The organism is Curtobacterium uvaldense (assembly GCF_028307415.1).
Classification (GTDB): Bacteria; Actinomycetota; Actinomycetes; order Actinomycetales; family Microbacteriaceae; genus Curtobacterium.
In genome coordinates this window covers 103816-128049 of sequence record NZ_JAQMHU010000002.1, presented here as the reverse complement: position 1 = coordinate 128049, position 24234 = coordinate 103816, and the positions used below count along the sequence as shown (strand labels likewise).

At 69.4% G+C, this 24234-nt stretch carries 19 protein-coding genes; 16 read left to right on the top strand and 3 right to left on the bottom strand.

Features of this window, described 5'->3' with window-relative positions:
* Positions 1–52 precede the first annotated feature (52 nt).
* The 8 genes from PIJ49_RS02185 (at position 53) to PIJ49_RS02150 (ending at position 12138) form a co-directional block, all read left to right on the top strand.
* Complete coding sequence (locus PIJ49_RS02185; RefSeq protein ID WP_271825523.1) at positions 53–520, top strand: hypothetical protein; 468 nt, start codon at positions 53–55, stop codon at positions 518–520.
* Between the two features lie 950 nt (positions 521–1470).
* On the top strand, positions 1471–2208 hold the full coding sequence (locus PIJ49_RS02180; RefSeq protein ID WP_271825521.1) for a hypothetical protein: 738 nt from the start codon (positions 1471–1473) through the stop codon (positions 2206–2208).
* A 532-nt stretch (positions 2209–2740) separates the two neighbouring features.
* Positions 2741–4648: a type IV secretory system conjugative DNA transfer family protein gene (locus PIJ49_RS02175; protein WP_271825519.1), complete on the top strand. Its 1908-nt coding sequence runs from the start codon at positions 2741–2743 to the stop codon at positions 4646–4648.
* Positions 4645–6036: a hypothetical protein gene (locus PIJ49_RS02170; RefSeq protein ID WP_271825517.1), complete on the top strand. Its 1392-nt coding sequence runs from the start codon at positions 4645–4647 to the stop codon at positions 6034–6036. Before PIJ49_RS02175 ends, PIJ49_RS02170 begins: the two co-directional genes overlap by 4 nt.
* A 510-nt stretch (positions 6037–6546) precedes the next feature.
* On the top strand, positions 6547–6708 hold the full coding sequence (locus PIJ49_RS02165) for a hypothetical protein (protein WP_271825516.1): 162 nt from the start codon (positions 6547–6549) through the stop codon (positions 6706–6708).
* Positions 6708–7301, top strand: a complete 594-nt coding sequence (locus tag PIJ49_RS02160; protein WP_271825515.1) for a nuclease-related domain-containing protein — start codon at positions 6708–6710, stop codon at positions 7299–7301. The genes PIJ49_RS02165 and PIJ49_RS02160 overlap by 1 nt, the downstream gene beginning before the upstream one ends.
* Positions 7301–11308 (top strand): hypothetical protein, encoded by a 4008-nt coding sequence (locus tag PIJ49_RS02155; protein ID WP_271825514.1) that lies wholly within the window; start codon positions 7301–7303, stop codon positions 11306–11308. The genes PIJ49_RS02160 and PIJ49_RS02155 overlap by 1 nt, the downstream gene beginning before the upstream one ends.
* Before the next feature lie 74 nt (positions 11309–11382).
* Positions 11383–12138, top strand: a complete 756-nt coding sequence (locus PIJ49_RS02150) for a metal-dependent hydrolase (protein ID WP_271825513.1) — start codon at positions 11383–11385, stop codon at positions 12136–12138.
* Between the two features lie 562 nt (positions 12139–12700).
* Here the strand turns inward: PIJ49_RS02150 and PIJ49_RS02145 are convergent.
* Positions 12701–13015 (bottom strand): hypothetical protein, encoded by a 315-nt coding sequence (locus PIJ49_RS02145; protein WP_271825510.1) that lies wholly within the window; start codon positions 13013–13015, stop codon positions 12701–12703.
* Positions 13016–13241: 226 nt separating this feature from the next.
* Here PIJ49_RS02145 and PIJ49_RS02140 point away from each other — a divergent pair, with 226 nt between their 5' ends.
* From PIJ49_RS02140 to PIJ49_RS02105, 8 genes are all read left to right on the top strand, one after another.
* Entirely contained in the window at positions 13242–13880 is a 639-nt protein-coding gene (locus tag PIJ49_RS02140; RefSeq protein WP_271825508.1) for a hypothetical protein, read from the top strand.
* A gap of 608 nt (positions 13881–14488) precedes the next feature.
* A complete protein-coding gene (locus PIJ49_RS02135; RefSeq protein ID WP_271825506.1) occupies positions 14489–16231 on the top strand; it encodes a RecB family exonuclease in 1743 nt (580 codons plus the stop codon).
* A 30-nt stretch (positions 16232–16261) separates the two neighbouring features.
* Positions 16262–16948: a hypothetical protein gene (locus PIJ49_RS02130; protein ID WP_271825504.1), complete on the top strand. Its 687-nt coding sequence runs from the start codon at positions 16262–16264 to the stop codon at positions 16946–16948.
* A 201-nt stretch (positions 16949–17149) separates the two neighbouring features.
* Positions 17150–19504 carry a hypothetical protein gene (locus tag PIJ49_RS02125; protein WP_271825502.1) on the top strand — a complete coding sequence of 785 codons (2355 nt, stop codon included), beginning with the start codon at positions 17150–17152 and terminating at the stop codon, positions 19502–19504.
* A 128-nt stretch (positions 19505–19632) separates the two neighbouring features.
* Positions 19633–20868, top strand: coding sequence for a hypothetical protein (locus PIJ49_RS02120; RefSeq protein ID WP_271825500.1), 1236 nt, complete (start codon positions 19633–19635; stop codon positions 20866–20868).
* 35 nt (positions 20869–20903) lie between these two features.
* Complete coding sequence (locus tag PIJ49_RS02115; RefSeq protein WP_271825498.1) at positions 20904–21578, top strand: hypothetical protein; 675 nt, start codon at positions 20904–20906, stop codon at positions 21576–21578.
* Positions 21521–22357 carry a DUF2637 domain-containing protein gene (locus PIJ49_RS02110; RefSeq protein WP_271825496.1) on the top strand — a complete coding sequence of 279 codons (837 nt, stop codon included), beginning with the start codon at positions 21521–21523 and terminating at the stop codon, positions 22355–22357. Before PIJ49_RS02115 ends, PIJ49_RS02110 begins: the two co-directional genes overlap by 58 nt.
* Positions 22354–22743: a hypothetical protein gene (locus PIJ49_RS02105; RefSeq protein WP_271825494.1), complete on the top strand. Its 390-nt coding sequence runs from the start codon at positions 22354–22356 to the stop codon at positions 22741–22743. Before PIJ49_RS02110 ends, PIJ49_RS02105 begins: the two co-directional genes overlap by 4 nt.
* Here PIJ49_RS02105 and PIJ49_RS02100 read toward each other — a convergent pair.
* A complete protein-coding gene (locus PIJ49_RS02100) occupies positions 22734–23906 on the bottom strand; it encodes a hypothetical protein (protein WP_271825492.1) in 1173 nt (390 codons plus the stop codon). The genes PIJ49_RS02105 and PIJ49_RS02100 overlap by 10 nt on opposite strands.
* On the bottom strand, positions 23907–24212 hold the full coding sequence (locus tag PIJ49_RS02095) for a hypothetical protein (protein WP_271825490.1): 306 nt from the start codon (positions 24210–24212) through the stop codon (positions 23907–23909).
* Between the last annotated feature and the right edge of the window lie 22 nt (positions 24213–24234).

The following is a 24234-nucleotide window of genomic DNA, read 5'->3' as shown; positions in this document are numbered from 1 at the left end:
CGGATCCGACGCGGCACTGTCAGCGACCCTAGGATCACGACGGAGGTCCTTCATGGCACAGCTCAACACCGACCAAGACGACAACGGCGACCTGGCGCTCACGGTCGACTTCGACGACAGCGACTACGAAGCGCCACGAGTGAGCGTTCGAGTGAACTACCGGCACGTCCCGGACCTAGCAGCCGAACAGCCGGACGTCGCCGACGACCCCACCTGGGACCCCGAGGACGCCGAAGCCTGGCACTTCCAGGTCGAAGGACGTGCGGTCGAGCACGACACCTGGTCGGTCCTCATGGAGGGGTACTGCGACGCCCTTCCAGAAGCAGCAGCCGTCGCAATCCACCTCATCAACCAGGAGCTCCCGGTACAGCCCTGGGGACCCGTGCAGCATCGCCTGGACGGATCGCAGGAAACGTTCGCCGACGCTTTCGCAAGCGCCTTCGACCTCGAAGTCGGCAACCCCGACCTCCTCCCCGCCGAGATGACGATCGACCGCGTCCGCGAGGACCCCTCGCACTGACGTCGCCGGCACCGCCCCGGCGATGAACCGCCGCGGTAGCGGCGCACCGGCCCCGCGATCGCGGCCCGTCACCCGCGCGCCCATACCAAGAGAAGAAGAGCCAAAGAAACCAGATCGGGTCCGAAGTGCGGGGCGCTCCGCGCCCGCCGCGGCGGCCACGTCTTGCACCATCTCGTACCGTCACGCCACGACTCGGACACCACGCCACGTCACGCCTCCGTCGCGCAACGTCACGCGCCTGCTCGCCGCACCAGTTTCGTCACCGCACGCCGCCTTGTGGAAGCCAGCCGTCTCGTTCCGACGCGTCACGCGCCGCGCGCGATGCAGCGTCACCGAAGTCAGCACCGTCACCGTCGTCGTCACCAGTACCTGAACGCACAGCCCGGGGTCACCTCACCGAGACAGGTCACCGAAGTCAGCGGGGCGCTGCGCGCGGCGTCCCCACACACGAAGGTGAACCAGGCCCCCGGAGGCGGCTCACGCGTCTCCGGGGTGCGGGACGAAGCCGGAGGGCTGCAGCCTGAATGTCACGTCACGCAGCGGGCGTCACGAGCGAAGCGTCGCCCGCGCACGGAACCCACCACCGGTGCGGGGCCGTGCCTGGCCGGCGAGCCCAGCGAGACGGCCGTCGTGGAGCGCAGCGGAACGACACGCGCGCAGCGCGCCGATGCCTGGTCCAGGGCGGCGACTGAGCACCTGGCTGAGCGGCTCCCCATCCGAAGAATGAGGGGAACCGTGGGGAGGTGGGAAGCGCTAGGGCGCGGCGTCTGGCGCCGATCGGCTTGTCGGCGCGCCCGACGCGGCCGATGATCGAGCCGGGATACCGGCGCTCGTTAATGTGTTTTCCCCCGATCGCTCCGGCGGCTGCTGGTGTCACGGCACTGAACGGTACCGTCGGAAATGGCCGGCGAAGGACGCCGGGCGGGTTGGGGGTTACGTTGGCTGCAGCGGTGAGCTGGGGAAAAATACCGGCCAACTGGGGCGACCCTGATCTCGACCTGCTGCGGCAGTCGGTGAGCCGCGATCTGCTCGCGGATGTCGGCCGGATCTCGAGGCAAACCACTGACGCAGTCCTCGATAGGGGCCTTGCACTTCCGCGCTGCGCGCGGGGCCCATGGCTGGTGCTGAGCAACGCCGTTCGCGGATGGTTGGCGATCGGGTACCAGACGGAGCGCTGGCTGACGGAATCGGTGAGCGGCGTCGTTCTCGTCGACGCTATTCGCGACCGTGGCGCAGGTGCCGCACCGCTCGTCCTTCAGCGTCTGGTCGACGAGCTGCCGCCGTTTTTCGACCCGGCCGAGCTATACCGGCTTCCGCTGCCGGTGCCTGACCGCTGGGACCTCGAGGACGAGCCAGGTCTGGTGCCAGCATCAACACCCATGATGTGGCAGCTGCTGCTGCGGCACCGCTGGGTCTGCGACGAGGCGATCGCCGCAGCAGTCGACGCGCCGCTTGATCGTGTTGCCGAGCTCGCCGTGGGCACGCAGCAGCCCTCGGAAGTGGAGGTAGCGCGCCTGCAGATCCTGACCGCCGTGTACTTGGAGTACATCACCCGAGCCGACGGCGCGACCATCGATGAGTGGCTGCTGCAGCGCTTGAGCCGTTGGGGTTCGCTCGCCGCGCACCTGATGCCTTGGGATCCCGACTCGATCGCTGCACTGCGCACACACCTGCCTCCGCGTCGCTGACGCAGCGGCGGCTCGGAGTCGTCGCAGGGTGCTGGGTATGGCTCCCCGCGCTTTCGCACTCACTCGTTCAGGTGCTCTCGACCAGTCGATGCTGCAGGCGGTGCTGCAGCGCTCACGCAGCGCGATGTCGAACGTTCCGTCGGGGACGACGTTCCTCGCGCTGCGTCGTGACGGTCAGCTGCATCACCTGGTCATCGTCCCGAACGGGCCTCGAGGGGCGAACGCCGCGTTCCAGTTCGCGCAGTCGGTGTCGGCGCGGTCCGACGAGACGGACCTGCCGGATCTGTCGTCGACTCGGTCGATCGCCCGGGTCGACTACGACGTGCACAGCGTGCCCGGCGCAGCGACGCAGGCTGGTGGCGACGTGCGGGTGGTTGCCCAGGCGATGGCGACGACGCTGCGAGATGACGAGTGGGTGGCGATCACGGTCCGGAAGCCGTACGCCTGGACGGAGCGGCGCTTCCACCAGCGGTGGATGCACTCGCGAGCGCAGACGCATCACTCCCTCGACCCTGCCGCTGTCGTCGCGACCGTGACGGCCGGCGCGGGCGACTTCGACTCCGCCGAGAACGCCGCCCGGCAGGCGGTTCTGGCGATGCCCGGCTGGGACTACCCGGTGCGGGTTCGGGGTGAGAACGGGCGCCGCGCAGCTGCGGTCCTGTCGAGCTTGGGCGCTCTCGCGGGAGTCGCCGGTTGGGCAGCGAGCACCGTCCCGTTCCTCGCGACTGCGGCGCTGCCGGCGGCGGTGCTCGCGGCACTGTTCTTCGCGATCGCGCTCGGCGCTGCTGTCGGCGTCGTGCCGATCGCTGGCGCGTACCGAGCTCGCCGGATCCGGCGCACCCGCTTCCCGGCGCCGCTGCTGCGCGTCGGGCTGGTTCCGAGGGCTCCGCACGGCTCGCACCAGATGGTCGCGCAGGATGGGACGGTCGCTCGAGTGCCGGAGCACGGCGGGGACTACCCGGTGAGCCGGACCGCGTTCGTGATTGGGCCGTTGCAGGCGATTGCGCTGGCCGCCCCGCACGCTGGTGCCGCTTCAGGTGCGGGGCAGTCGAAGCTGCGCGTCGCTCCGCCGGCGCTCCGAGAACGTGTCGGGCCGATGCTGGGTGTCAGCGACGGCGAGGCGGTCTATCTCAGCGAACGGGACCGGTACTCGGGCTGCTTCATGTCGGGTGGGCCGGGCAGCGGCAAGACACTGTTCCTGCTCACGCTGTGGGGGTACGACGCATTCAACCGAGCGCGCTGTTCCGGGCCTGCCGGCGGGAACGCGATGATCTGGTTCGACACGAAGATGGACGGCGAAGCGGCGACGGCCGCGGCCCGGCTGTCGAAGTTCGGCGGCGACAAGTTCGTGGTGATCCGTGTCGGCGACCCGACGAGCCAGTACGGCATCGAGATGCTCCCCCGCGTCGGGTCGGCGGCGCAGCGTGGCCGCGACTTGGCTGCGATCTTCAAGAGCGTGTTCGGCGAGCAGGCGATCGCGTTCCAGTCGCAGATGACCCTGCAGCGCGTCTTCACCGCGGGGTTCGCGATCTCCGAGTGCCCGGCTCTCGTCGCGCAGGTTCCGGGTCTCGAGCCCGGGCGTTCGCCGATCTGGTACGCGGATGTCCTGCTCAGCAACCGCGGCTCCCACATGGCGGTAGCGCTGTTCCAGGCACTGCAGCAGGCCGCGATCAACGGCGGCTACGGAGCTGATGTCGAAGAGGCGTTCCAGGTGCTGCAGCCGATGTTCGAGCTCAGTGAGGCGAAGCGCATCGACCTGTCGAGCGCGCCGCGCAGCAAGACCGACTCGCTGATGCTTGCAGAGCACTGGTGGTCGCGTCCGGTGCGCATCCCGTGGGAGCAGATCCTCACCCAGAAGGCTGCCGTGGTCATCGATTTCGGCGGCCTGCGGCCGGAGGAAGGCGAGACGGGAGCGGAGGACGCGCAGGCAGTGTTGAACACGGAACTCCGGGACGCGCTGGCTGCGATGATGCTGCACACGCTGCGGGTCGAGATCGAGCGGGTGTGCGCGGGCTGGTTCCGGACCGAGCAAGCGGTGTCGATCTACGCGGATGAGGTCAAGCACCTCGCTGGCGCGGACCCGGACACGATCGCCTGGTTCCGCAACGACGCTCGTGCGTTCGGGGTGCGCGCGTCGTTCGCGACGCAGTTCGCTGAGCAGCTCGTCGACCGTGTCCGGCAGACGCTGCTGGGGTTCGGGACGGTCGGCTCGTTCGCGCAGGGCGACCCGCGCATCGCCGGCAACATGGCGGCCCAGTTCGAGTTGGACGGCTCCGACTGGTCGGCGACGGACCTTGCGATGCTGGGCCGTTTCGAGGCGGCGGTGACGACGATGCTCGACAACGCGCGCCAGCCGACCTTCACCACTCGGGTGGCCGCCGAGGCTGCGTTCGCCTTGGACGCAGACGGCTTCGCTCGCCTGCAGGGCTTCGACCAGTGACCGCGCTCCTGCAGGCTCAGCCGAGCGCGGCACCGTTCGCGTGCGCGCCGAGCCGGACGCCGCAGTCGCTGTGGCGGACCGAGCAGCGAATTGACCCGGTGTTCGACGGCCTGTTCACGGTCTCGTCGACTGCGGCCTGGGACTCGAGGGCGACGCTCGCGCGCAAGCGGGCACGGGGCCTGGTTGGGCGGGTTCCGGCGATGTTGACCCGCGACCCTGGGACGGTCGACCTGCGGACGCAATCGATGTGGTGGGGTCGGCGCCTGGACGTTCTGGGCGCGCTGATGCAGTGGTGCACGATGACGACTGAGCAGCTCGCAGCGTGCACCTGCATCCCGATCGCCGGGGTGCGCCGGGCGCTGTCGGAGCTGTTCGCCCTGGACCTTGTCGAGTGCGGCCTCACCGTGCACCCGATGCTGTCGTCGCGCATGCTGCTGGACCGCGCAGCGCTGTGGCGTCCGGGGCGAGACCGGAAGGCGCTTCGACGCCTCGGTGGGATGCTGACGTCTGCTGAGCGGGTCAGCTTGACGGGGGGACGCGACATCGACGTCGTGCACCAGTACGACCGCCACAACGTCCTCACCGCCGAGCTCGCGCTTCGCCTCGCGGAGTTCGCGCCGGTCAGCACCGTGCTCGGAGACAGCTGCTCGAACGTGCGGCTGCTGACGGCGCTCGACGGCCGAGGGGTACCGGCGAACCGCGAGCACATGCAGGCCGACATGACGGTAGTTCGCCCGGACGGCCTGCGCATCGCCGTGGAGATGACGGTGAACTACTCCGAGTCATTCCGGCGGAAGGCACGTAACTGGGCGGCGCTGCTTTCCCAGCACCCGACGAGCGAGTCCGGTCTCGTCGTGCTGTTCGTGGTCGGACGTCGGCTCAACACGACCGGCCACTCGCTCGCAGGGCTCGAGCGGGGCGTCCGGAAGGCGGTGCGGGACGCGACGTTGGAGTTCCGTGGGCCGGAACACGATCCGGTGCGTGCGCGCATGGCGGTCGCGCGGTGGGATGACTTCTTCCCGGGTGCCGGCGCCGTCGATCTTGACCGGCTGACGTCGCTGACGGCGGTCCGTCCGACGGGGAACCCGGCGCTCGGCGACGACGCCTGGTGGGAGGAAGCAGGCCTGCTGGAACCCGCGTCCGTCCCGTTTGCGCCGTCCGACCCGTTCGCTCCGCTTGCGGTGATTGAGAACGCCCGGGCCCTGCGCAGCACGCCGCGCTGGTTGCGTGACGGCCGGCGCCCTGCGTTCGCGGACCAGCTGCTTCGCGAAGGAGGGTTCTCTGCCGGCGTGCCGCGGCTTGCGGCGACGCTCGACGGTCGCGCTAGGCAGGACGACCGGGAAGGTGCTGCTGGGGTCGCGGCCGACCCGGATCGCCTGCTGCTGTAGACGCCCGCGGCGTGCTCACTGGCAGGCAGGCGCTGCGGCCGCGGGAGCTCAACTGCCGTCGTGAGTTCGGCGCGGGAAGCCGAGGCGCGCTTCGGCGTCGTTCCACTCGGCGCGCATCCGGCCGCCGAGGTGACGATGCAGGCCTGGGTGTCCGCGCTTGAGCGAGCATCGAAAGCGCCACCAGGCCGACTCGCAGTCCGTGTTCGCCGTCACCGACGGAAAGTAGCGCGCCCCATCGCGCCCGTGCGAGTCCGCGAGATCTCGCGTGCGACCGGGTGCGGACGCCGGCTACGCGTCTGGTCTGAGGTCGTCGGGGCCCGCCAGACCGCCGACGAAGCCCTCGAGGAACGCGTCGACGTCGAAATCCGCCGTACCGGGGTCGAGTGGGTCGTTTCGCGGGGCCATCCTCAGCAGCGTAGGCCGTTTCGCTAGAGGGTCTAGCGGGTTGCGGACATCGGCTCTTCCCACCGGTCGCTAGCCCGTTCCTGTGGTCGTCGCAGGGTGCCTGGTATGAGCGAGAACAACGACCGCCCGGACCAGCTGAGGCAGCGCGCTGCCCGCGAGAAGCAGCGCATCGACTCGTTCTGGTCGGGCTCCGCTGGTCTCTACACGATCCTCACCGTCGGCGTCGCTGCGGTCCTTGGCGTCCTGGTCGCCTTCGGGGTGCTCTGATGCGCGGACACACGTACGGCACCGCGGCGGGGAGCCTGGATAGCGCGCACGCGGTGTTCGGGTCCTCGAGCGCAAACCAGGTCGGCGCCGCCGGCGAGCGGCGCACCGCCGCGCTCCTCGACCGCGTGGCGGCCGCCGAGAACGGTCCAACGGTCCTGCACGATCTGCGCATCCCCGGCGCCCGCGCGAACCTCGACCACGTCGTCGTCTCCGGTGCCGACGTGTGGCTCCTGGACACCAAGGTGTGGCGGCCGGGCTTCTACATGACCGTCTTCGGGAACACGTGGCGGCTCGGCGGCGCAGGCATTGCGCGTTTCGCCCCGGGCGACAAGCGCACCTTGCCGATGGCGGCGAAGGCGATCCAGGCGCATCTCGACGCGGCAGGTACTCGGGGACGGGTCCGAGGCTCCGCGCTCGTGATCTGGCCCTCGAGCACGACGCCGCGGTCGCTTCGCCTGTGGGCCTACCGCCCGAAGGAAGCTCGCGCACTCAGCGAGCAGGGACTCCGCCGTCTCCTGCGGACGACGGCGCGGCCGGCCGATCCGTTCGTGGTCTCAGCGCTGGTGCCGCTGCTGATCGTCGAGGGCCGCTGATGCCTCCCGCGAAGCAGGCCGTCGCGGCGCGGAGCACTGCGGGTGTCGCGTTCGCCGCCGGCATCGTCGTCACCCTGATCCTGTGTTGGCTGCGGTACCCAGGACTGGTCGCGCTCTGGGTCGCCTGCATGACCGCGGCAAGCTTCGCCGTCAGCCCGACGTACACCGGTGCGAAGGGTCCGGATGGGCGGCCGACGCCGGCCGGAACGGAGGAGCGTAAGGCGCTGCGCTTCCGCCGCTGGAAGGTGCTGCGGCGCATGATGTGGCCGGCGTCGACGTGGCTGCCGTTCGACGTCCCGTCCGCGCAGCAGCGCGACCGCCTCCGTCAGTTGCCGATGGTCGCGCAGCTGTTCGGCTGGGCGGCGACGATCGCGGGCACCACGCGCATGTCGGCTCTCGCCGCGGCGGGCGGCTCGGTGATCGCCGCGACGTTGCCTGTGGACAGCCTCCCAGTGCACCTGTGGTGGGTGAATGCTGCGGCTGTGTACGTCGTCGTCGTCGGCTTCGACCACGCGGTCCGGGCGACGTCGTACGTCGACGAGGTGGTTCCGGCGGTCACTGTCGGCTCGCTCCTGTCCGCGTGGGGTGAGGGCGAACCACGACGGCGACCTGTGCTGCTGGGCGCTCTCGCCGGCGGAGTCGCCGCAGCGTTCGGCTGCTACGTGGCGCTGCGCGCATTCCAGCTGACCTGGCTGATCGTCCCCGCCGAGCTCGCGGCTGCAGGGATGGGGGTCGTGGTCGCTGCGACCGTCGTGCACAGCGCCTATAGGCCTGCGGTGCACGCTACGATGGTCGCCCGCGCCGCGGCACGAGCCGAGTGGCAGGCGCGCTGGCGTGCCCTGAAGCTCGATGTTCGCCTGATCGACCACGTGACGCTCGGCGACGGCGCTGTCGAGGACGTCCTCGAAGCACCCGCGACGCTCGGCGCCGCCGGTGCGATGGCGCTCGGCCCGAAGGTGGCTCCCTTCATCGCCGCCGGGTCGCGCGTGACCCTCCTGCCGCAGCCGAGCGAGAGCGGCGCGCAGCACCCGACGCAGTTCCGCGCGCTGACGGTCGGACCCGACGCGCCGTCGCCATCGGAGGCATCCACGAACACGCGGCTGCTCGGCGCCTGGGTGGAAGTCACCGCCGCCGCTGCCGTCCGAGCGGCGGCCGGTCAAGGGGCGGCCGTGCCGACACTCGCCTCGCTCGTTCTGGCGACGACCGAGGCGAGCGAGGTCGCGGTGTGGGAGGCGCGCTTCGCGGGTGCCGACGGGCTTGAGCTCGCGGCGTCCGGGATCGCGGACGGCCTCGCGACCGACGCAGTCCCGTTGCCGCCGGACGGAGCCGCGCCGGTGGGACGGGTGCTGTTCGGCGTGCTCGACCTTGAGGCGGCGACGTTCGCCGAGCCGGGGATGCGGGAGCGGCTCGAGCGGCTGTCGTGGGAGTTGCGCTGGAAGCGCCGCTGGCGGGACATCTTCAAGACCACCGAGCGCAGCATCCCGGTACCTCAGTGGGACGCGAAGCAGGACGCGACCCTCGTGCTGCCGAGCGGCGACGCCGTGATCCATGCGGCGCCGCACCTGACCGCGCAGGGCGACAAGATCGGCCTGTACATGTCGCCGACGATCGCGGAGAACCTGCCGACGACGTTGGCGTCGGCGCCGTTCTGCACGGTGGTGGGCTGGCCCGACGGCGTCGTGCCGGGCGGGCGGAACCCTCAGGCGTTCACCGTGCTGTGGTCGGAGAAGCCGGTACCGAAGAACCCCGCGGAGATCCCGAGCAGCGCCTCGAAGCTCGCGGCGAAGTGGGCACTCGCCCGTTCCCTGAACGACGGTTTCGACGCGGCGAAGCTTCCGCGCCCCGAGGTCGCGGCAGCGCAGTGCATGACGAGGCCGGGCGGTCCGGGGTCGATCTGGAAGGTGTCGCTGCGCCTGTTCGGCGGCGTGACCCTCGATGCGGTGAAGCGCGCCCTTCCGAAGATGCGTGTCGCGCTGGAGAGCCCGTCGTGGTTCATCGTGTCGCCGAGCGACGTCGGCTGCGACGTCTTCGTCGGAGCGCACCCGAAGACGGAGGGGCTGCGCTTCGTGAGCCGATCTGCTCAGCAGTCGTGCACCGTCGCGGACCTCGAGGACGCGTTCACCGCCGCGAAGCTGGACTCACCCTTCGACGGCAGCTCCCCGACGCTGCTTCGTGTCGAACAGCTCGAGTCGAACGACGCGGTCACGCGCATGGAGTTCCAGATCCCGGCGCAGATGGGGCTCGCGGCCTTCCAAGAACCGAAAGCGGTCGACAAGCTGCGCACGGCGACCGGGAACGCGTTCCTCGAGATCCATCCGGGCAGCCTGCCGTCCGAGTTCGTGGTGCTCGCATCGGAGACCGACCCGATGCCGAGTCCCGCGCCCTTCCGGTGGGAAGAGGCGGGCGAGGACTATCGTCGCGTGCCCTTCGCCACCCGAGTCGATGGACGCAGCTGCGTGTGGGACCTCGACCTGGATTCCCACCTGCTCGTCCTCGGCCAGAACGGCTCCGGCAAGGGCATCGCGATGACGGCGATCGCCGCCCCGATGATCATGAACGACTGGGACCTGTACGCCGGGGATCCGATCAAGGGCTTCAACGACTTCGCACCCCTCGACCCGTGGCTTCGAGCACGCGCGACCACCTACGAGCAGACCGCTGCGCTGCTGAAGCACTTCGTGCTGCTGATCGAAGAGCGGAAGGATCTGAACGCAGCCCACGGCGTCTCGAACATCCGGGATCTTCCGGCGGACGCCCGGCCGCGGATGGCGGTGCTCTTCCTCGACGAGCTCACGTCACTCGTGATCCCCGAGGCAGCCCGCAAGCCGCCGGAGGGCGCCGACGCCATCGCGTTGCGCGAGTACGCAGAGGCCTGCCGGATCAACGAGTGCAAGGCGCTCATCGCCGCCGGGCTCGGCCGGATCGTGCGGGAAGGCCGCGCGACCGGCGCTGTCGTCGTCGCAGCCGGCCAGAAGCTCACCGCGGACCTGCTCGAACGGATCCCAGGCGGTAAGACGATCAAGTCGCAGTTCTCGCGCCTGGCGATGGGCAAGATGAGCTTCGGTGACCTGACCAGCGCGTTCAGCGACCCCCAGGCGGCGATGGGCCTTCTCGGCCAGACCGTCCCGCGCGGCCGGGGCATCTTCGAGTCGACGGCGGAGGCGCCCTTCGCCGTGCAGACGTGGTGGGGCGGCGGCAGCCAGACTGACCACTTCCGCGACATCGTCGACCGAGTGAGCGCGGTGCGCGCACCGCTCGCTAACCACGAGCGCCTCGACCTCTCGGAGGCGGAGCGGAGCGCCGACGAGTCTGTGGTCCCCGTCTTCGGGCAGCGCCTCGACGACGCCTCGGAAGCGCCCAGCCCCGTCGCGGAGCCAGTAGTCGACCTCGGCGACCTCGGCACCCTCGGGCTCGACTTCGGGGCCGAGCAGGAGCCCGCGCCGATTGCTGCGCCGCTCGAGGCGTCGATGGACGTCAGCGAGCACGAGCCCGCCGCCGCTTCTGGTGGTGATGGCGAATCCGTACCATCCGCGCTCGTCGCTGCGTCGTCGAGCGCGGCCCTCGCGGCGGAAGGCCTCGACGGCGTCCTGATGAGCGTCGAGGGCGCGCGCGTCGAGGTTGCTGCTGTCGTGGCCGGAGCCGACGTCGTGGCGGAGCTCACCGCGTTCCTGAGGGCACGACCACGCACGGAGCGCGCAGTCGTCGTGCACTGCCGCATCAGCGCCGACTGGTTGCCGGGCGTGCCTACGTCGGTGCTCCTCAACGACGCCGGCGCCCGAGCGGGCATCCAGGTGGTCTGCGCGGAACCGTCGGCCGCGGTTGCAGAGCTGGTGTCGGGGGCACGCCCGGACCCAGCCGGTTCGCCGCCCGCGCCGACGTCGATCGCTCCGGCGCCGCACGCACCGGCCGCTGTGCCGAGGCCCCTTCCCGCACCGGTGCTCACGGAACTGTTCGCGCCGCCGGCAACACCCCAGATCGTCATCGATCCGCGAGTCCGGTTCGACTGACCCACCCATCGAAGGAGCACGATGCACATTCACACACCGACCCCTCTGGTGCTCTCGAGGGAGGAGCCCGCACGATGATGGGCGGCCACCACGCGATCACCGGCGCCGCCGTCTGGCTCGCGATGACCGCGCCCGCCACCGTCGTCCCGACGCTCGGCGTTCTCGACGTCTCCCCCGGCGTCGCTGCTCTCGGCGCAGTGCTCGCCGCCGGCGCGGCCCTCGGACCGGACCTGAACCACCCGCAGGCAACCGCCGCACACTCCGCTGGTGCGCTGTCGAAGATCGGCACCGGCCTCGTCGGCGCAGCGTCTGGCGGACACCGCCACGGCACGCACGCGCCGCTCGTCGCGGCGGCGGTGGTCGGAGCCGCGCTGTGGCTCGCCGACGGTGGCTGGATCGAACCGGCTCGGTTTACCCCGTCGTGGTGGGCGTGCGCGGCGGTGATCTGCGGGTCGATGGCGTTCGCACTGAGGGTGCTGCGACTCATCCGCCGCTGGCCGGCCGCGTGGATCATCGGCGCAGGGACCGCGGCCGCCGTCTGCCTGTCCTGGCCGGGCTTCCTCGTGCACCTGCCGGCCGTCGTCGCCGTCGGTTGGTGCACGCACCTCGCTGGCGACATTCTGACCACTGGAGGCCTGCCGCTGGCCTGGCCGTTCAGGATCTCGGGCCCTGCTTTCGTCCCGGACGCGATCTGGAAGAAGAACGGGTACCTCGCCCTCCCGGTGCTCGGCAACGCCGGCTCGAAGCGCGAGTGGGTGCTCTGCTCGGCCGTGTCCGTCTACGTGCTGCTGGCGCTGTGGGCCTCGATTGACGCGCTGCTCCCGCAGTGATCCAACACGAGGGAACGACTGGGGCGCGACTGTCGATCCCAAGGACTATCGCACCAGCGCGAGACAGTCGGTGTTATGCCTCCCCAGCCCTGAGCTGGCAGGGGAAGCCGCCAGATTCGCTTCGTCGAGGCTCCCTAGGAGGAAACCCAGCACACGCGCCGAACGGCTCCAGGCGACGCGCTTCCACGGGCCGTGCGCTGAGCGCGTGTGCTGGGGACTTCGCTGGGCCTCACGGTCTCGAACGCCCGCCACGAGTTACAGTTACTCGACAGCTGACGATGCCTCATCACCTTGAAGCGGTCCGCTGGGCGGCCATAACGGGTCTCAGGGCCGGTAGTCGCGCCTGTCTGGCTTGTCGTCCAACGGCAGCTGACGAGGCCACTGACGCCCCGACAAGCCAGCTAGGACCGCTGTCACCGACCTGCTGGCAATGCTGACAGTGCGCCACAGCCACCCATGTTTGCGCGGGGCAAAGGCATCGTCGCCGTAGGGACGGCCCTCATCGCGATCACTCATCGCCACAACCCTTCAGTCCCCGGCAAAACTACAGCATCTGACGCCGCTAGGCGAACGTGCACTTCAGCGGCCCATTACCGGTGTGCCCGTACCAGCTCCACTTGCATTTGAAGGTGCCCTGCCGCTTCGAGAATGTTGAAGTGACGGTGCTCGGTCCGGAAGCTGTGCCGAGGTTCGGAATTGACTGCACGGCGATGGCGCCGTCGTCGCTCCAAGTCGTGGTCGTGTGCTTGCTGTAGGTGGCCGCGTAAAGGCCCTTGCTTTGCCAGGTCTCTGCCTTCGAGGACCCGTTGAACCACGTGAAGGCGGCTGCGTCCGCACTCGTGGCGCCGAAGGCCGCCCAAGCGACCGCAATGGTCATGACAGCACCCATGAGGCTACGGCGACCGAGCCGGAAGTGGCTCTGCTGATTAGTGGACATATTTCCCCCTTCGGAAACTTGATCCGGAAGCTAGCGAGTTTTCGCGACCGAAGTCAAGCTTGTTTTTCGGGGTACAACTCACGTCCCCAGAAGCGTCGACTTGTCCGCATAGCGCGGGCGCCAGGATGCTGATGACGTTCACAGGCTGCCGAAGGGGGCACCGCACATGGCGATACGAATCGCAAGCAAGAAGACGGCATGGGGATTGGCCGGTGCCGCAGCACTGGCCCTTGGCGCATTGGCGGTGGCCCAGGGATCACCGTCGCTGTCGGCACATGCGGAAAGCTCGGGCGACGTCCTTGCCACCGCAGAAGCAGAGAGCATCAGTCCGGTCTTCTCCGAAGCGCAGGCACCGGAGGATCGGCTTCCATCCTTCCTGCTCAAGGGTGAGCAGAAGATCGGCGACTTCGATAACGGGTCCTCTCGACTCCTCGGAGTCACAGACGGCACGAAGGCCTGGACGGTCCTCAACCTGAAGGGGGAAGCGTGCCTCGTGACCCTGCTTCCGGGCAGCGAGCAGTGGGCAAGCATGGCTTGCGCGACTCCCGAGGTGTTCGAGAAGCAGGCGCTCAGCCTCCAGTCAGCTACCGCCACCGCTGAGTCCCGGCTCTACTTCGTACCCGAAGGCTTCGCGGCGCCAGCGAAGCTCGATGAAGTGGCCCCGCAGCTCTTCTCGGGAGATCCGTCCGAAAGCGAGAACAAGCCGCTGACACTGACGGAAGAGTCGGATGCCAATGCTCGCTCGGCAACGAGCGAGACAGTCAAGATCCCGCCGTTCGAATCCGTTGAGGATCTGCTCGAATGACCCGCACTGCGAAATCAAGAAAGACCGCGCGCCACGGTGGGATGACTCTCGCGGCAACGGGCCTTGCGCTTTTCATGGCACTAGGCGCACCTCTTCAAGCATCAGCCGCATCGAGTGTCCTCTGGGATGGAAATGCGCCGAAGGGAAGCTGGGTGTCTGGCAGAACTGACGTCAGCACCAAAATCGTGGTTTATGCGAAAGCATCCGCCCTGACTCAGCGAGTCGGCCTTCGAGTCAACGGTTCGATCACGAACGGCACTACTGCCGCCACCGTCTCCTACGCGAAAAAGACAAATCCGAGCATCTGGTGCCGATGGGATCAGGGCCGAGGGGATGTCCTACCGATCCTCTGCACGAACTACTGGTAGAAAGCAAGTGGCCCCGCGCTTTGCGGGGCCACTTCTTTTTTCCCAGGCAGGGTTCATCCAACAGGCGATGCCTCTCGTGCCCTCTGCTGAGAGCTACGGCTGAACTAAGTCACCTAGCCGCGCCGCTCCCACCGCATTCGTTGCGAGACGTGCGCCCTCCCAGCTCGCCTCGCTCGCCTCGCTCGCCTCGCTCGCCTCGCTCGCCTCGCTCGCCTCGCTGCACGGTGCATAGACGTAGGCATGAGCAGTCACAGCGGCAGGTCCGCGCAAGCGCTGGCAGGGGCGCAGTGGTCCGGACGCACCCTCGTCATCGACGATCCGGCCGCGCTGAAGCGGATTCGCCGGAAGGAGATCAGCCCGTCGGCAGTCAGCGGGATGACGAAGTGCCCGGCGTCGTTCGCTGCGGACAGTGTGCTCCCCCGGTCGACGGACCCGTTCCAGCCGTTCCTCATCGGCACTGGCGCCCACGAAGCGTTGGAGCACCTGTTCCAGCGGGACCCGGACGACCGGACCGAGGAGTTCGTGCGCGCGGAGGTTCAGCGCATCGAAGAGGAGACCTGGGCGCCGCGGCACCTCGCGCTGGCTGAGCGCCGCCGCCTGCTCCTCCCCGACGCTCCCGAGGAGGTCGTCAACGGCGAGGAGGTCACGGACGAGCTCGTCGCGGCGAACGCCACGCTGGCGGCGCGCTGGCGGGGGATCGTGCTGCCGTGGACACTCGGCATCTTCACGATGACCGGCCAGCCCCACCCGCGCGACGTCGACGTCTTCGGCACCGAGCTCGCCGTCGGCGGCTGGAACTACGAGGAGCGCCGCGCCAACGAGGTCACGCTCAGCCTGCCGGGACTGCGCGGCCCGTTCCCTGTCCAGGGCAAGATCGACCGCACGGATTGGGTGACGCTGCCGGACGGGAGCCGTGGCCTCAGCGTCCGCGACTACAAGTTCCCCGCGAAGAAGCCTCGCGCGCTCCGCCAGGACAGCGACTACGCCCACCAGCAGCGTGGCTACCGGCTCTACTTCGGAGCGCTGCATCCCGACCTGCCAGTTGTTGACGCCGCACTCCTCTACCCCGGGTACGACAAGGTCGCCTCCGTCGATATCTCCGAAGGCGCCGTGATGGCGACGCTGCGCAGGTTCGAGAACGCCTACCTGGCGCTGAACCGTTCGGCTGACACGCACCAGTTCGACACCAGGCCCAGCAACCTCTGCGGCTGGTGCCCGCTGGTGAACGCCTGCCCGGTGGCGAAGGTCACCACGGAGAACGCCGCGATGAGCGCGGCTACGAAGCCGTCGGGGCCGGAACTCGGTCTGACCGTGTCGTCGAGGCCTGCACGGGTCAGCGTCTGGGCGGAGACGTCGGACTACTCCCGGCTTCCCGGCGTCGCGGCCGTGCCGCAGCTCGCGCCGCAGCCGGGGTCAGTACGCAGCGCGCTCGACGCGGTGCATAGGTACCAGCAGACAGTCACCAACGGATCCGACCAAGGAGCACCGATGCCCTCGAACACCCTGCTGTACCCAGCCAGCGAGCACATGGCGATCAACCTGTTCAGTGCCACCGACGCCGCCGTCGAGCACCTCGTCGAGCAGGGCGCTGACCTCACGCCCACCTCCATCAGCTCGATGACCGCGATCGTCGCCGGTGTCATCGAGGAGACCGTCCGCACCCTCTTCGGCGACTCCTTCGACTGGGGTCACGGGCGCACCGGCCGTGTGCTCTACGCGACCCGAGAGTCGATGCGTGTCCGCCCCGCACCCATCCTGGTGCCGCTTCACGACCACGCCGGCAACCAGGTCGGCACCCGGCCGGGTACGCGAGCCGAGTGGGACGACTGGCGTGCCCGCATCGTCGGCCTCACCGCTGCGAAGGCTCGCACAGCGCTCTCCGTCGCCGACGGATCACTCGCCTCCGCGGTCCCCGACCCGATCAGCGTGTTCGCGTCGGAGCTGACCACGCCCGAGTTTCAGTCCGTCGGCGCCGTCGCCTGATCAGCCTGACCGAGAGAAGAGAGCACTCCTATGGCCTTCGAGCCCGCAGTCCAGCAGCAGATCGTCATCGCCGCGGCTACCGTCGCCGGCCCGAACGCGAACGACGGGGAGGTGAAGGCGCACGCCGAGCGCATCGCCGGCTACTGCATGGAGGGCAGCATCGTGATGCAGGCGTTCGCCGCTCTCGACCAGCGCGAGCAGAACACGAGTCAGGTCAAGAGCTTCCCCGCGACCATCCTCGGCGTTGACCGTGAGGTCACCTCCACCCGCGGCGTCGTCTTCCTGAAGACCCGTCCCAGCGACTACCACCCGAACGGGCAGGAGTTCTCGCGCACCGAGCGGACCGACAGCGAATCCGGCCGCCAGATGGCGCTGATGTTCCAGCGGCTCATCGGCCACAAGGTCTTCGTGACGGTGGCGGTGGAACGGGGAAACGGTGCCAACACGCGCGTGATCCGTTCCGTTGAGGACAAGGGCATCGATCCGGAGTACAACACCGCCGACCCGCGCTTCGTCTTCGACTACAACTCGCTCGACCACTGGATGCGCGCGAAGCTCGCCACCCAGCAGCAGCCCCAGCAGCCCCAGCCGCAGCCCGTCGCCGTGCCGGCGCAGCAGCCGCAGCAGCAGCAGTGGCAGCAGCAGCAGCCGGTCGCCATCCCAGTGCAGCAGTCGCAGCAGCCGCAGCAGCAGCAGTGGCTGCAGGCCCCGAGCTGACTCAGCGCGACGTCATCGTCGCAGCCCCGCGGCCACACCTCGGGTGGCGCGCACCGGTTCGATTCCGGCGCGGGGCGCGGACGGCCAACGCCGTCTTCCTCGTCCGCTCTCAAGCGGCTGCCACGCCGAGCGACCGGCTGTTTCGTCAGTCGTCGCAGGGTGCCTAGCGGACGCTCTTGCAAGTCATCCGGAAAGGAAATCGTGACCCACACCGATCTCAAGCCGCCCCCGCTGAGGGGCCGACGGGCTCAGCGAATCGCAGTAGCGATCGCGGCACCGATCGTCGTGCTCGGGCTGATCGCCGCATCGCCGGCTCAGGCCTTCGAGACACGAGCGTCGAAGGGCACCGACAACGGTGCTGGCGGGTTCGCCAGCACGTTCATCGGTGACGACGGCGCCCTCGCGGACTGCATCCAGCCCGGCAACCCGGACCCCTACAACCCGGGCGAGTTCGTCGCTGGCGCCCGCAACATCACCGTCCCCGGCAACCAGTGGGGCGGACCGGTGACGCTGACGGACAAGCAGCAGGCCCAGATCAACGCCATCAACTCGCTGCACAACCCCGGCCTCGCCGACGGCGGCGCCGAAGCACGCGCGCAGCGCGCCGCAGCGGCCATCGTCATCAAGAACGTCGTGAGCACGCAGTGGGAGTACAACGTGCTCCATTCCGCCGGCTACAACGGCGGCGCCAACGACGTGGGCGAGATGGCCCGCTGGGCGTCGTACACCGGCGGTGCCACGTTCGCTGACCGGGTGAAGGAGCTGGCGAACCAGTACTGGGCAGAAGCGCAGTCGGTGCAGGTCGGCTCCAACGGGGTCGACGGCAACCCGGGCACCCTCACCGGCTCGTTCGAGATCGATCCGAACAACAACTACGACGGCAAGATCAAGCTGGAGACCACGGGTGATACCGACGGCACCTGGTCGGTCGCCCTGGAGAACGGCAAGTTCAAGGACACCGGCGACGCCTCCGGGTCGTTCGCGGCGAACGGGTCGAGCTCCCTCGAGAAGCCGGTCATCGGCGTGCCGCCGTCGCCGGGCGCCCAGTACAAGATCAAGGCGAACTTCAGCTACACCGCCCCGGGGAAGCCGGGAGCGGACGGGTGGAAGCCGCTGCTGAACCTCACCCGGTCCGTCGACGGCACCCAGTGGGTCGCGAGCGGGACGGGGCGAGAGACCTCCGTCGGTCGCCCGGCTTCGGCCCGCGGCAGCGTCTCCGACCCCGCCAACCGCGCGTCCGTGTTCTCGCCGGAGGCGGTGACGAAGTCGGACGCGAAGTACTACGTCTCCGGCGACCGGCCGAGCGACAACATCCGCGTGCAGCTGGGCAAGAACGCCGACGGCACCACCAACCAGTGGCCCCGCTCGAGCAAGGGCGACTACGCGCCGATCACCCTGAACGGCACGCTCTACGGGCCGATGACGAAGAAGCCGGAGCAGTCGTCCTCGATCCCCGCGGGCGCGAGGATCGCCGGCACCGGCACCGTCACCGTCGGCGGCAGCTCGACTGACCCCACCAGCCAGAGCGTCAAGATCACCTCCGACAAGCCGCTCGCCGACGACCAGGAGCAGGCCTCCGGCTACTACACCTGGGTCGTGACCATCGACGGCAAGCAGCAGGCGGCGGCCGTGCGCCCGTGGCTCGACGGCGGCGAGGCGTACAAGTACGTCAGCGACTTCGGCATCGCCGACGAGTCGTTCACCAGCCCGCCGAAGGTCCAGACGAAGGCTCGCACGACCACCGGCATCTCCACGGAGATCGACGGCACTCAGGTGCCGACGACCGGGCTCGGCCTCAAGGTCAAGGACACGATCACGGTCTCCGGGGTCGCGGACAAGGCGTCCGGGTTCTACCTGGTGAACCGCTACTACACCTTCGCCGACACGATCGGCGCGAACGGCGACCTGGTCGCACCCACGCAGCCGCTCTGCGACGCTTCGACCCTCACCTACACCAGCAAGCAGGTGCCGATCGACGGCCCCGGCGAGTACGAGACCAGCATGAACTCCGACCACGTCGGGGTGGGAACCTGGGTCACCTCGCTGTACAGCCCCGACGGCAAGGAGCTCACGCGGGGATCCTGCGAGGATCGCTCCGAGTGGGCGGCCGTGAAGCAGCTGCTCGTGCAGACGAAGGCAAGCGAGCCGTCCAACGGCAAGGCCACCGACGAGGCGACTCTCTGGGGCACCGTCCCGGCGGGCTCGCAGATCGCGTCGAACCTGTACGAGCAGATCGGTGAGGTCACCGACTCCGACAAGCACCTCGCGACCGCCGGGCCGATCGGCCTGAACGAGGGCCTCGTGAACGGTGTCGTCGTGACGCTGCCGACGGTCTCCTACAAGATCAGCCCCGAGGCCGATGCCGTGTACTTCGTCGAGGTGGTCTACGACCTCGACGGCAACGTGATCGCGCAGGGCAAGCGCGGAGTGGAGTCGGAGACGATCCGGCTCACCCCGCCCACCCCGCCCGTCACCCCTCCGACCGGAGCAGGACGCAACGCGGCCGGCAACGGGGGCAACGGCGCAGCGGCCAACGTCCCGATCGTGAGCGGCTAGGCCCACGAACAGGTAATGCCCCGACCCCCACGGGTCGGGGCATTACTCGTACCCACCGACATCCGGGCCATAGGGCAAAGCGGAGGGGCGGCGACCGGCCGCCCCGCCTCCACGGAAGCGAGATCACCATGACCACTGAGCACACCGACGTCCCGCAGCCAGCCGACTCCTCTGCCGAGCAGAGCGCGCCCGCAGCGCGCATCAGCAGGATCCTGCAGTCACGGCCGAGTCGTCGCACGAAGATCGTCGCGGCCGCAGCCTGCGGCGTCGTCATCGTGAGCGCGGCAAGCTTCGGCGGAGTGCAGCTGGCGAAAGCCGACGCGCACGCGCGCCTGTACACCGCGCTCGCATCGGACGCTGCGGCACATCGGACGGCCACGAAGGCAGCGGCCTCCGCGGCGGCCGAACGCGCGGGCCTGGGGAAGACCGTCGAAGCGTGGACACCTCAGACGGGAGCGCTGGAAAGCATCGTCGGGAAGGACGCCGCGTCCGCCGTCGTCGCAGCGCTTGACGCCGCGCGAGACCCGCAGGAGATCGCAGCGGTGCCGACGATGAAGTCGCCGGACGCCGAGACGATCTCCGAGCTCCGTCTGGCTGCCGCGGCAGCGGACACCGACCGCCAGGTGCTGACCAAGCTCGCGCGCCGGATCTCCGCGCAGGACTCCTCCTTCGAGCGGCTCGAGGAGAAGCTGCAGGCGGCCATCGACGCAGCGAAGGCGGCCGTCTCGGACACCGTATCGGCGACGGCTGAGGCGCACCCGGCCGCGAGCGACGAAGCCAAGGCGGAGTTTGCCCGCGCGGCGGACGCCGCGTCGAAGGACTTCACCCCCGACAGCGTCGCAGCACTCGCGGGAGCGCGGACCGCGCTGGCGAACAGCCACGAGGAGGCTCAGCGCGCTGCCGAGGCCGAAGCAGCCGCCGCGGCTCCGGGAGCACCGGCGGGTCAATCCGCCTCTGGAAGCGCGGGGGCTGGCCGTACGACCGCTTCGGGCAAGGCGCCTGCCAACGCACCGTCGCGCGGAGGGTCGGGCGCGGGCGCGACTGGTGGCTCGAAGCCGGCGCCTTCTGGCGGCTCCGGCGGCACGGCGCCCGCAGGCGGATCCGGCGGCGGTGGTGGGGCGGGTTCCGGGGGCTCCGGGTCTGGGGGTGGCGCTGCGCCGTGCTCGGTGACGGTGGTGCCGGTGAAGTCGGGGGCGCCTTCCGGGCCCGGCACGAGTGGCTCTCAGTCCGGCACGGTCGGCGGCTGCAGCGGCCCGGTGACGGTCCGGCCGGGGATCCCGTCGAACGCGAGTGCGACGGTGTCGTCGTCAGGAGCGAACTGGACGGTCAACTGGAGCGTCCCCCTCCCCTCGGGCTGGGACTGAACGCGCCAGCTGGCGCACGGTGCATAGGACAGATCATGACCATCAACGAGACCGCCAAGCCCACGACCCGCAAGAAGCGCGCGCCGAAGGCCGCTGCGACACTCAAGGTAGACACGACTCGGAACGCGGACGCCGCCGAGGTCGCTGAGCTCGCCTGCAACATCGTCAGTGAGCTCCGGCCGGCCGATCGCGTTGCGGTACTCCTCGCGATGTCCGAGGCGTTCAAGGAGGCCGCGGACGACGCGAAGCAGGACACCCTGAACCTCGCCGAGCTCGCCGGCGCCAAATCGTTCCGGACGCCGCTCGGGACGATCAGTGTCACGCAGAAGGACGCTCCCATCCGGGTCAATGACGCGAAGCTGCTCGAGCACATGCGCAAGCATCACCCCGACGCGGTGGAGACCGTCGAGCAGGTCGTGCCGTGGAAGGGCAAGGCCCTTATCGGTCGACTGGCGGCGATCGACGGGAAGGTCTACGACACGCTGGACCTGCCGAAGGGCACTGAGTACACCGTCGTCGACGGGACGGTCGTGCGCGCTGACGGGCAGGTCGTCGAGCCGGTCGACTTCGCGGAGGTCGGTGCGCAGCCGGACCCGTACGTGTCGTGGCCGGCGTCGATCGAGAAGAAGTCCGCGCAGGGCGCCGTCCGGTCGTGGGTGCGGAACGAGCTGGCCTCGCTCACTTCGCGTGCCATCGAGGCCAGCAAGTGAGGCAGGGCAAGCGCGTGCGTCCTCTGCCCGCGGAGGCAAAGCTGCTGCGTGCCGCCTCGATCTCCCCCGACCGGTTCTTGGTCGCCGTTGCCGCGATCGCGCTCGTCGCGACGATCATGACCGCGTCCTACATCTTCAGCTTCGCGACCATCACGGAGGCCGGCGAGTGGACCGGTGCTCCCGAATGGGCGTACCCGCTCGCGGCCGTCTTCATCGATGGGCCGATCATCGCGTACACCGTGACGTACTCGATCTGGCGGTTCCGGGGAGAGAGCCCGACGCGGTCTCTGGTCTTCCTCTACGTCTTCACCAGCATCTCGACCGTCGTGAACGTTGCCCACTCGCTCGCGTTCAACGAGTACGCCTTCGGACGCCCGGAGACCTACTTCGGATCCGTGATCGCTGCGGCAGCACCGCTCGGCGCCCTCCTTGCGAGCGAAGAGGTCATCCGGCTCGTGCTGCGTCGCCCGCCGGAACGTCAGGCCGGCAGCCCGACGCTCGACGACGGCGTGCCCCCGAGCGCCGAGCTGCCGGCGCCGCCGGTCGCAGTCGATACCGCGTTCGACGCGCCGCCGCCGCCGAGCGCGGAGCGCCCCTGCGCCGCGGTAGCCGAAGAAGACCGCCTCCTGCCAGGCGATGCGGACGCGCCGTTCGATCCTGACCACGACCTCGTGCCCGACGAGACGTCGACCGCCGTGGAGGAGTCGGTCTGGTCCGAGCTGAGCTTCGACGACGTCCCCGTTCTCGACGTCGCGCCAGAACGCCAGGTGCACGCATGAGCTGCGCCGGCCGAATCCCCGCGGACATCCAGGGAACCGCCGACGCGATCGGGATCGTGGAGATCGCGCTCGGGACGAAGTACGCCGTCCCCGTCGCGGTCGCTCACGACGCACTGCACCGGTGGTATCGAGACGGCTGGGGAACCAGCCCGGCGCTCCTGGACATCCAGGATCGCTACCTTGGCCGCTTCGACGACATGGAAGGGCTCACACGTCGGATCGCCGAGCACGGCCAGACCGAGCCCGTCGACTTCGACCGATGGCCGTTCAACGCGATCGACTGGTCCGTCGCGAGCCGCCATGCCAACGAGTCGATCCTGGGCGGGCTGGTCGTCGAAGTGGGCGACCACCAGTGGTTCAACCGGGCGGGCGTCGCTCAGCGCTGAAGCGGCTCTGGGCGGGCGGCGGCGCGAACGCCCTCGAGCACCTTGCCGAGCGCCTTGGCGTACTTGCGCGCCTGCCGTTGCGACATGCTCACACCGGTGTTGGTGCGGACGTCCTGTGCGATCCGATCGACGCCGGGGGCTTGACCGTCCAGGGCCGAGATGCTGATCCACGCGTGCGCGTACGTCAGCAGCCCAACTTCGCCTGGTTCCGCGGCGAGGACGGCGCGCATCAAGTAGCGGGCGTACGTGACGAAGCCGAGCTCGCCCGGAACGGTCTCCTCAGCGACGATGAGGATGTCGCCTTCGGCACCGGCGCTGACGGCTGCGTCGAGCCGCGGATTCGCGACGATGATGTCGTGGTACCGCTGGGCGACGGCGTCCGTCAGCGCTGCGCGGCGCGCGATCCGCGCGAGGTCGTCAGGCTCGCCTGGGAACTGCTGGCGGAACTCAGCGGTCACCAGAGCGAACCAGAGCAGCCCTGTCATCTCGCGGTAGTCGGTGATGATCGTGTCGACGATGCTGGAGAGCGCGAACGTCGCCTCCACGGCCGCTTCGAGGCGATCGTCGTGATCGTCGCGCCGCATCGACTGACGCGCGATGCCCGCCTCCGCGGCAGCGCCCTCCCAGTCGGAGAAGAGCGCGCCCCCGGCCCTGTACAGCCCGGTCTCGTCGTCGACGAGGCGGGATCCTTCTCGCTCCTCTGCCGAGCCCGACTCGACGTGCGCTGCTCCGAAAATCTCTTCCTTGAGCGGTTCTCCGTCTCCGATGACACGCTCGACCTGGGCACGGGCGCGCTGGTAGGCCGCGGTACGCCGGAGCAGGCCCGTCACGCCGGACAGCCCCGTGTCGGCGCCCCGCGAGACGTGCCGGTGCACGGCGCGGACGCCGACCTGGTGGACCACGCCGACCGGGTTCGACGCTTCGAGGGACGGCAGCTCGAACAGCCACCGGAATATGGCTGCTTCGCAGATGGCGCCGAGTTCTTCGGCGGTGTCGGAACGGCCGCCGGCGTCCCTCGAGTACCGCCAGCACCACCGCGCGATGTCGCCCCCGCCTCGCAGGACCGCGACGAGCCGACCGATCGCGCGAGACCGCTCCGGCGTTGCGGGCTCGGACTCGAAGATGCTGGCCAGGAGCGGGTCGACCACGCGCCGGTCTGCCATCTACGCTCCTTGGTTCGGTCGTGGCGCGAGCGGGAATCCGGGCCAAGGTTCGTCGCCCTCGCCGGTCAAACGCCGACGCCTGCTGCGTGTGACGTCGGCGAAGGAGAGGAGCCGGGCTCGAGTCGCCTTGCGGTGGAACAGCCAGGTCAGTTTCACATCCTGAGGTGAAGTATCCCTGGCACCGGTGACGTCGAGCATGAGGGCGACGTCTCTCGCGGCCGCGGCGGGGTCGTGACCTGGCTCTTCGGCGAGCAGGTCGACGAGCGGGAGCGGCAGCAGCGCCTCGTTGCCGGGTTCCGCGGCCATCGCGACGACGGTGGCGGGCTCG

Excerpts from the sequence above, each read along its gene's own strand:
- PIJ49_RS02105 (WP_271825494.1), top strand. The coding sequence starts at position 22,354 with ATGAGCTGCGCCGGCCGAATCCCCGCGGACATCCAGGGAACCGCCGAC.
- PIJ49_RS02130 (WP_271825504.1), top strand. The coding sequence starts at position 16,262 with ATGGCCTTCGAGCCCGCAGTCCAGCAGCAGATCGTCATCGCCGCGGCT.
- PIJ49_RS02165 (WP_271825516.1), top strand. The coding sequence starts at position 6,547 with ATGAGCGAGAACAACGACCGCCCGGACCAGCTGAGGCAGCGCGCTGCC.
- PIJ49_RS02140 (WP_271825508.1), top strand. The coding sequence starts at position 13,242 with ATGGCGATACGAATCGCAAGCAAGAAGACGGCATGGGGATTGGCCGGT.
- PIJ49_RS02185 (WP_271825523.1), top strand. The coding sequence starts at position 53 with ATGGCACAGCTCAACACCGACCAAGACGACAACGGCGACCTGGCGCTC.
- PIJ49_RS02100 (WP_271825492.1), bottom strand. The coding sequence starts at position 23,906 with ATGGCAGACCGGCGCGTGGTCGACCCGCTCCTGGCCAGCATCTTCGAG.
- PIJ49_RS02160 (WP_271825515.1), top strand. The coding sequence starts at position 6,708 with ATGCGCGGACACACGTACGGCACCGCGGCGGGGAGCCTGGATAGCGCG.
- PIJ49_RS02135 (WP_271825506.1), top strand. The coding sequence starts at position 14,489 with ATGAGCAGTCACAGCGGCAGGTCCGCGCAAGCGCTGGCAGGGGCGCAG.
- PIJ49_RS02095 (WP_271825490.1), bottom strand. The coding sequence starts at position 24,212 with ATGGCCGCGGAACCCGGCAACGAGGCGCTGCTGCCGCTCCCGCTCGTC.
- PIJ49_RS02145 (WP_271825510.1), bottom strand. The coding sequence starts at position 13,015 with ATGACCATTGCGGTCGCTTGGGCGGCCTTCGGCGCCACGAGTGCGGAC.
- PIJ49_RS02115 (WP_271825498.1), top strand. The coding sequence starts at position 20,904 with ATGACCATCAACGAGACCGCCAAGCCCACGACCCGCAAGAAGCGCGCG.
- PIJ49_RS02120 (WP_271825500.1), top strand. The coding sequence starts at position 19,633 with ATGACCACTGAGCACACCGACGTCCCGCAGCCAGCCGACTCCTCTGCC.
- PIJ49_RS02155 (WP_271825514.1), top strand. The coding sequence starts at position 7,301 with ATGCCTCCCGCGAAGCAGGCCGTCGCGGCGCGGAGCACTGCGGGTGTC.
- PIJ49_RS02150 (WP_271825513.1), top strand. The coding sequence starts at position 11,383 with ATGATGGGCGGCCACCACGCGATCACCGGCGCCGCCGTCTGGCTCGCG.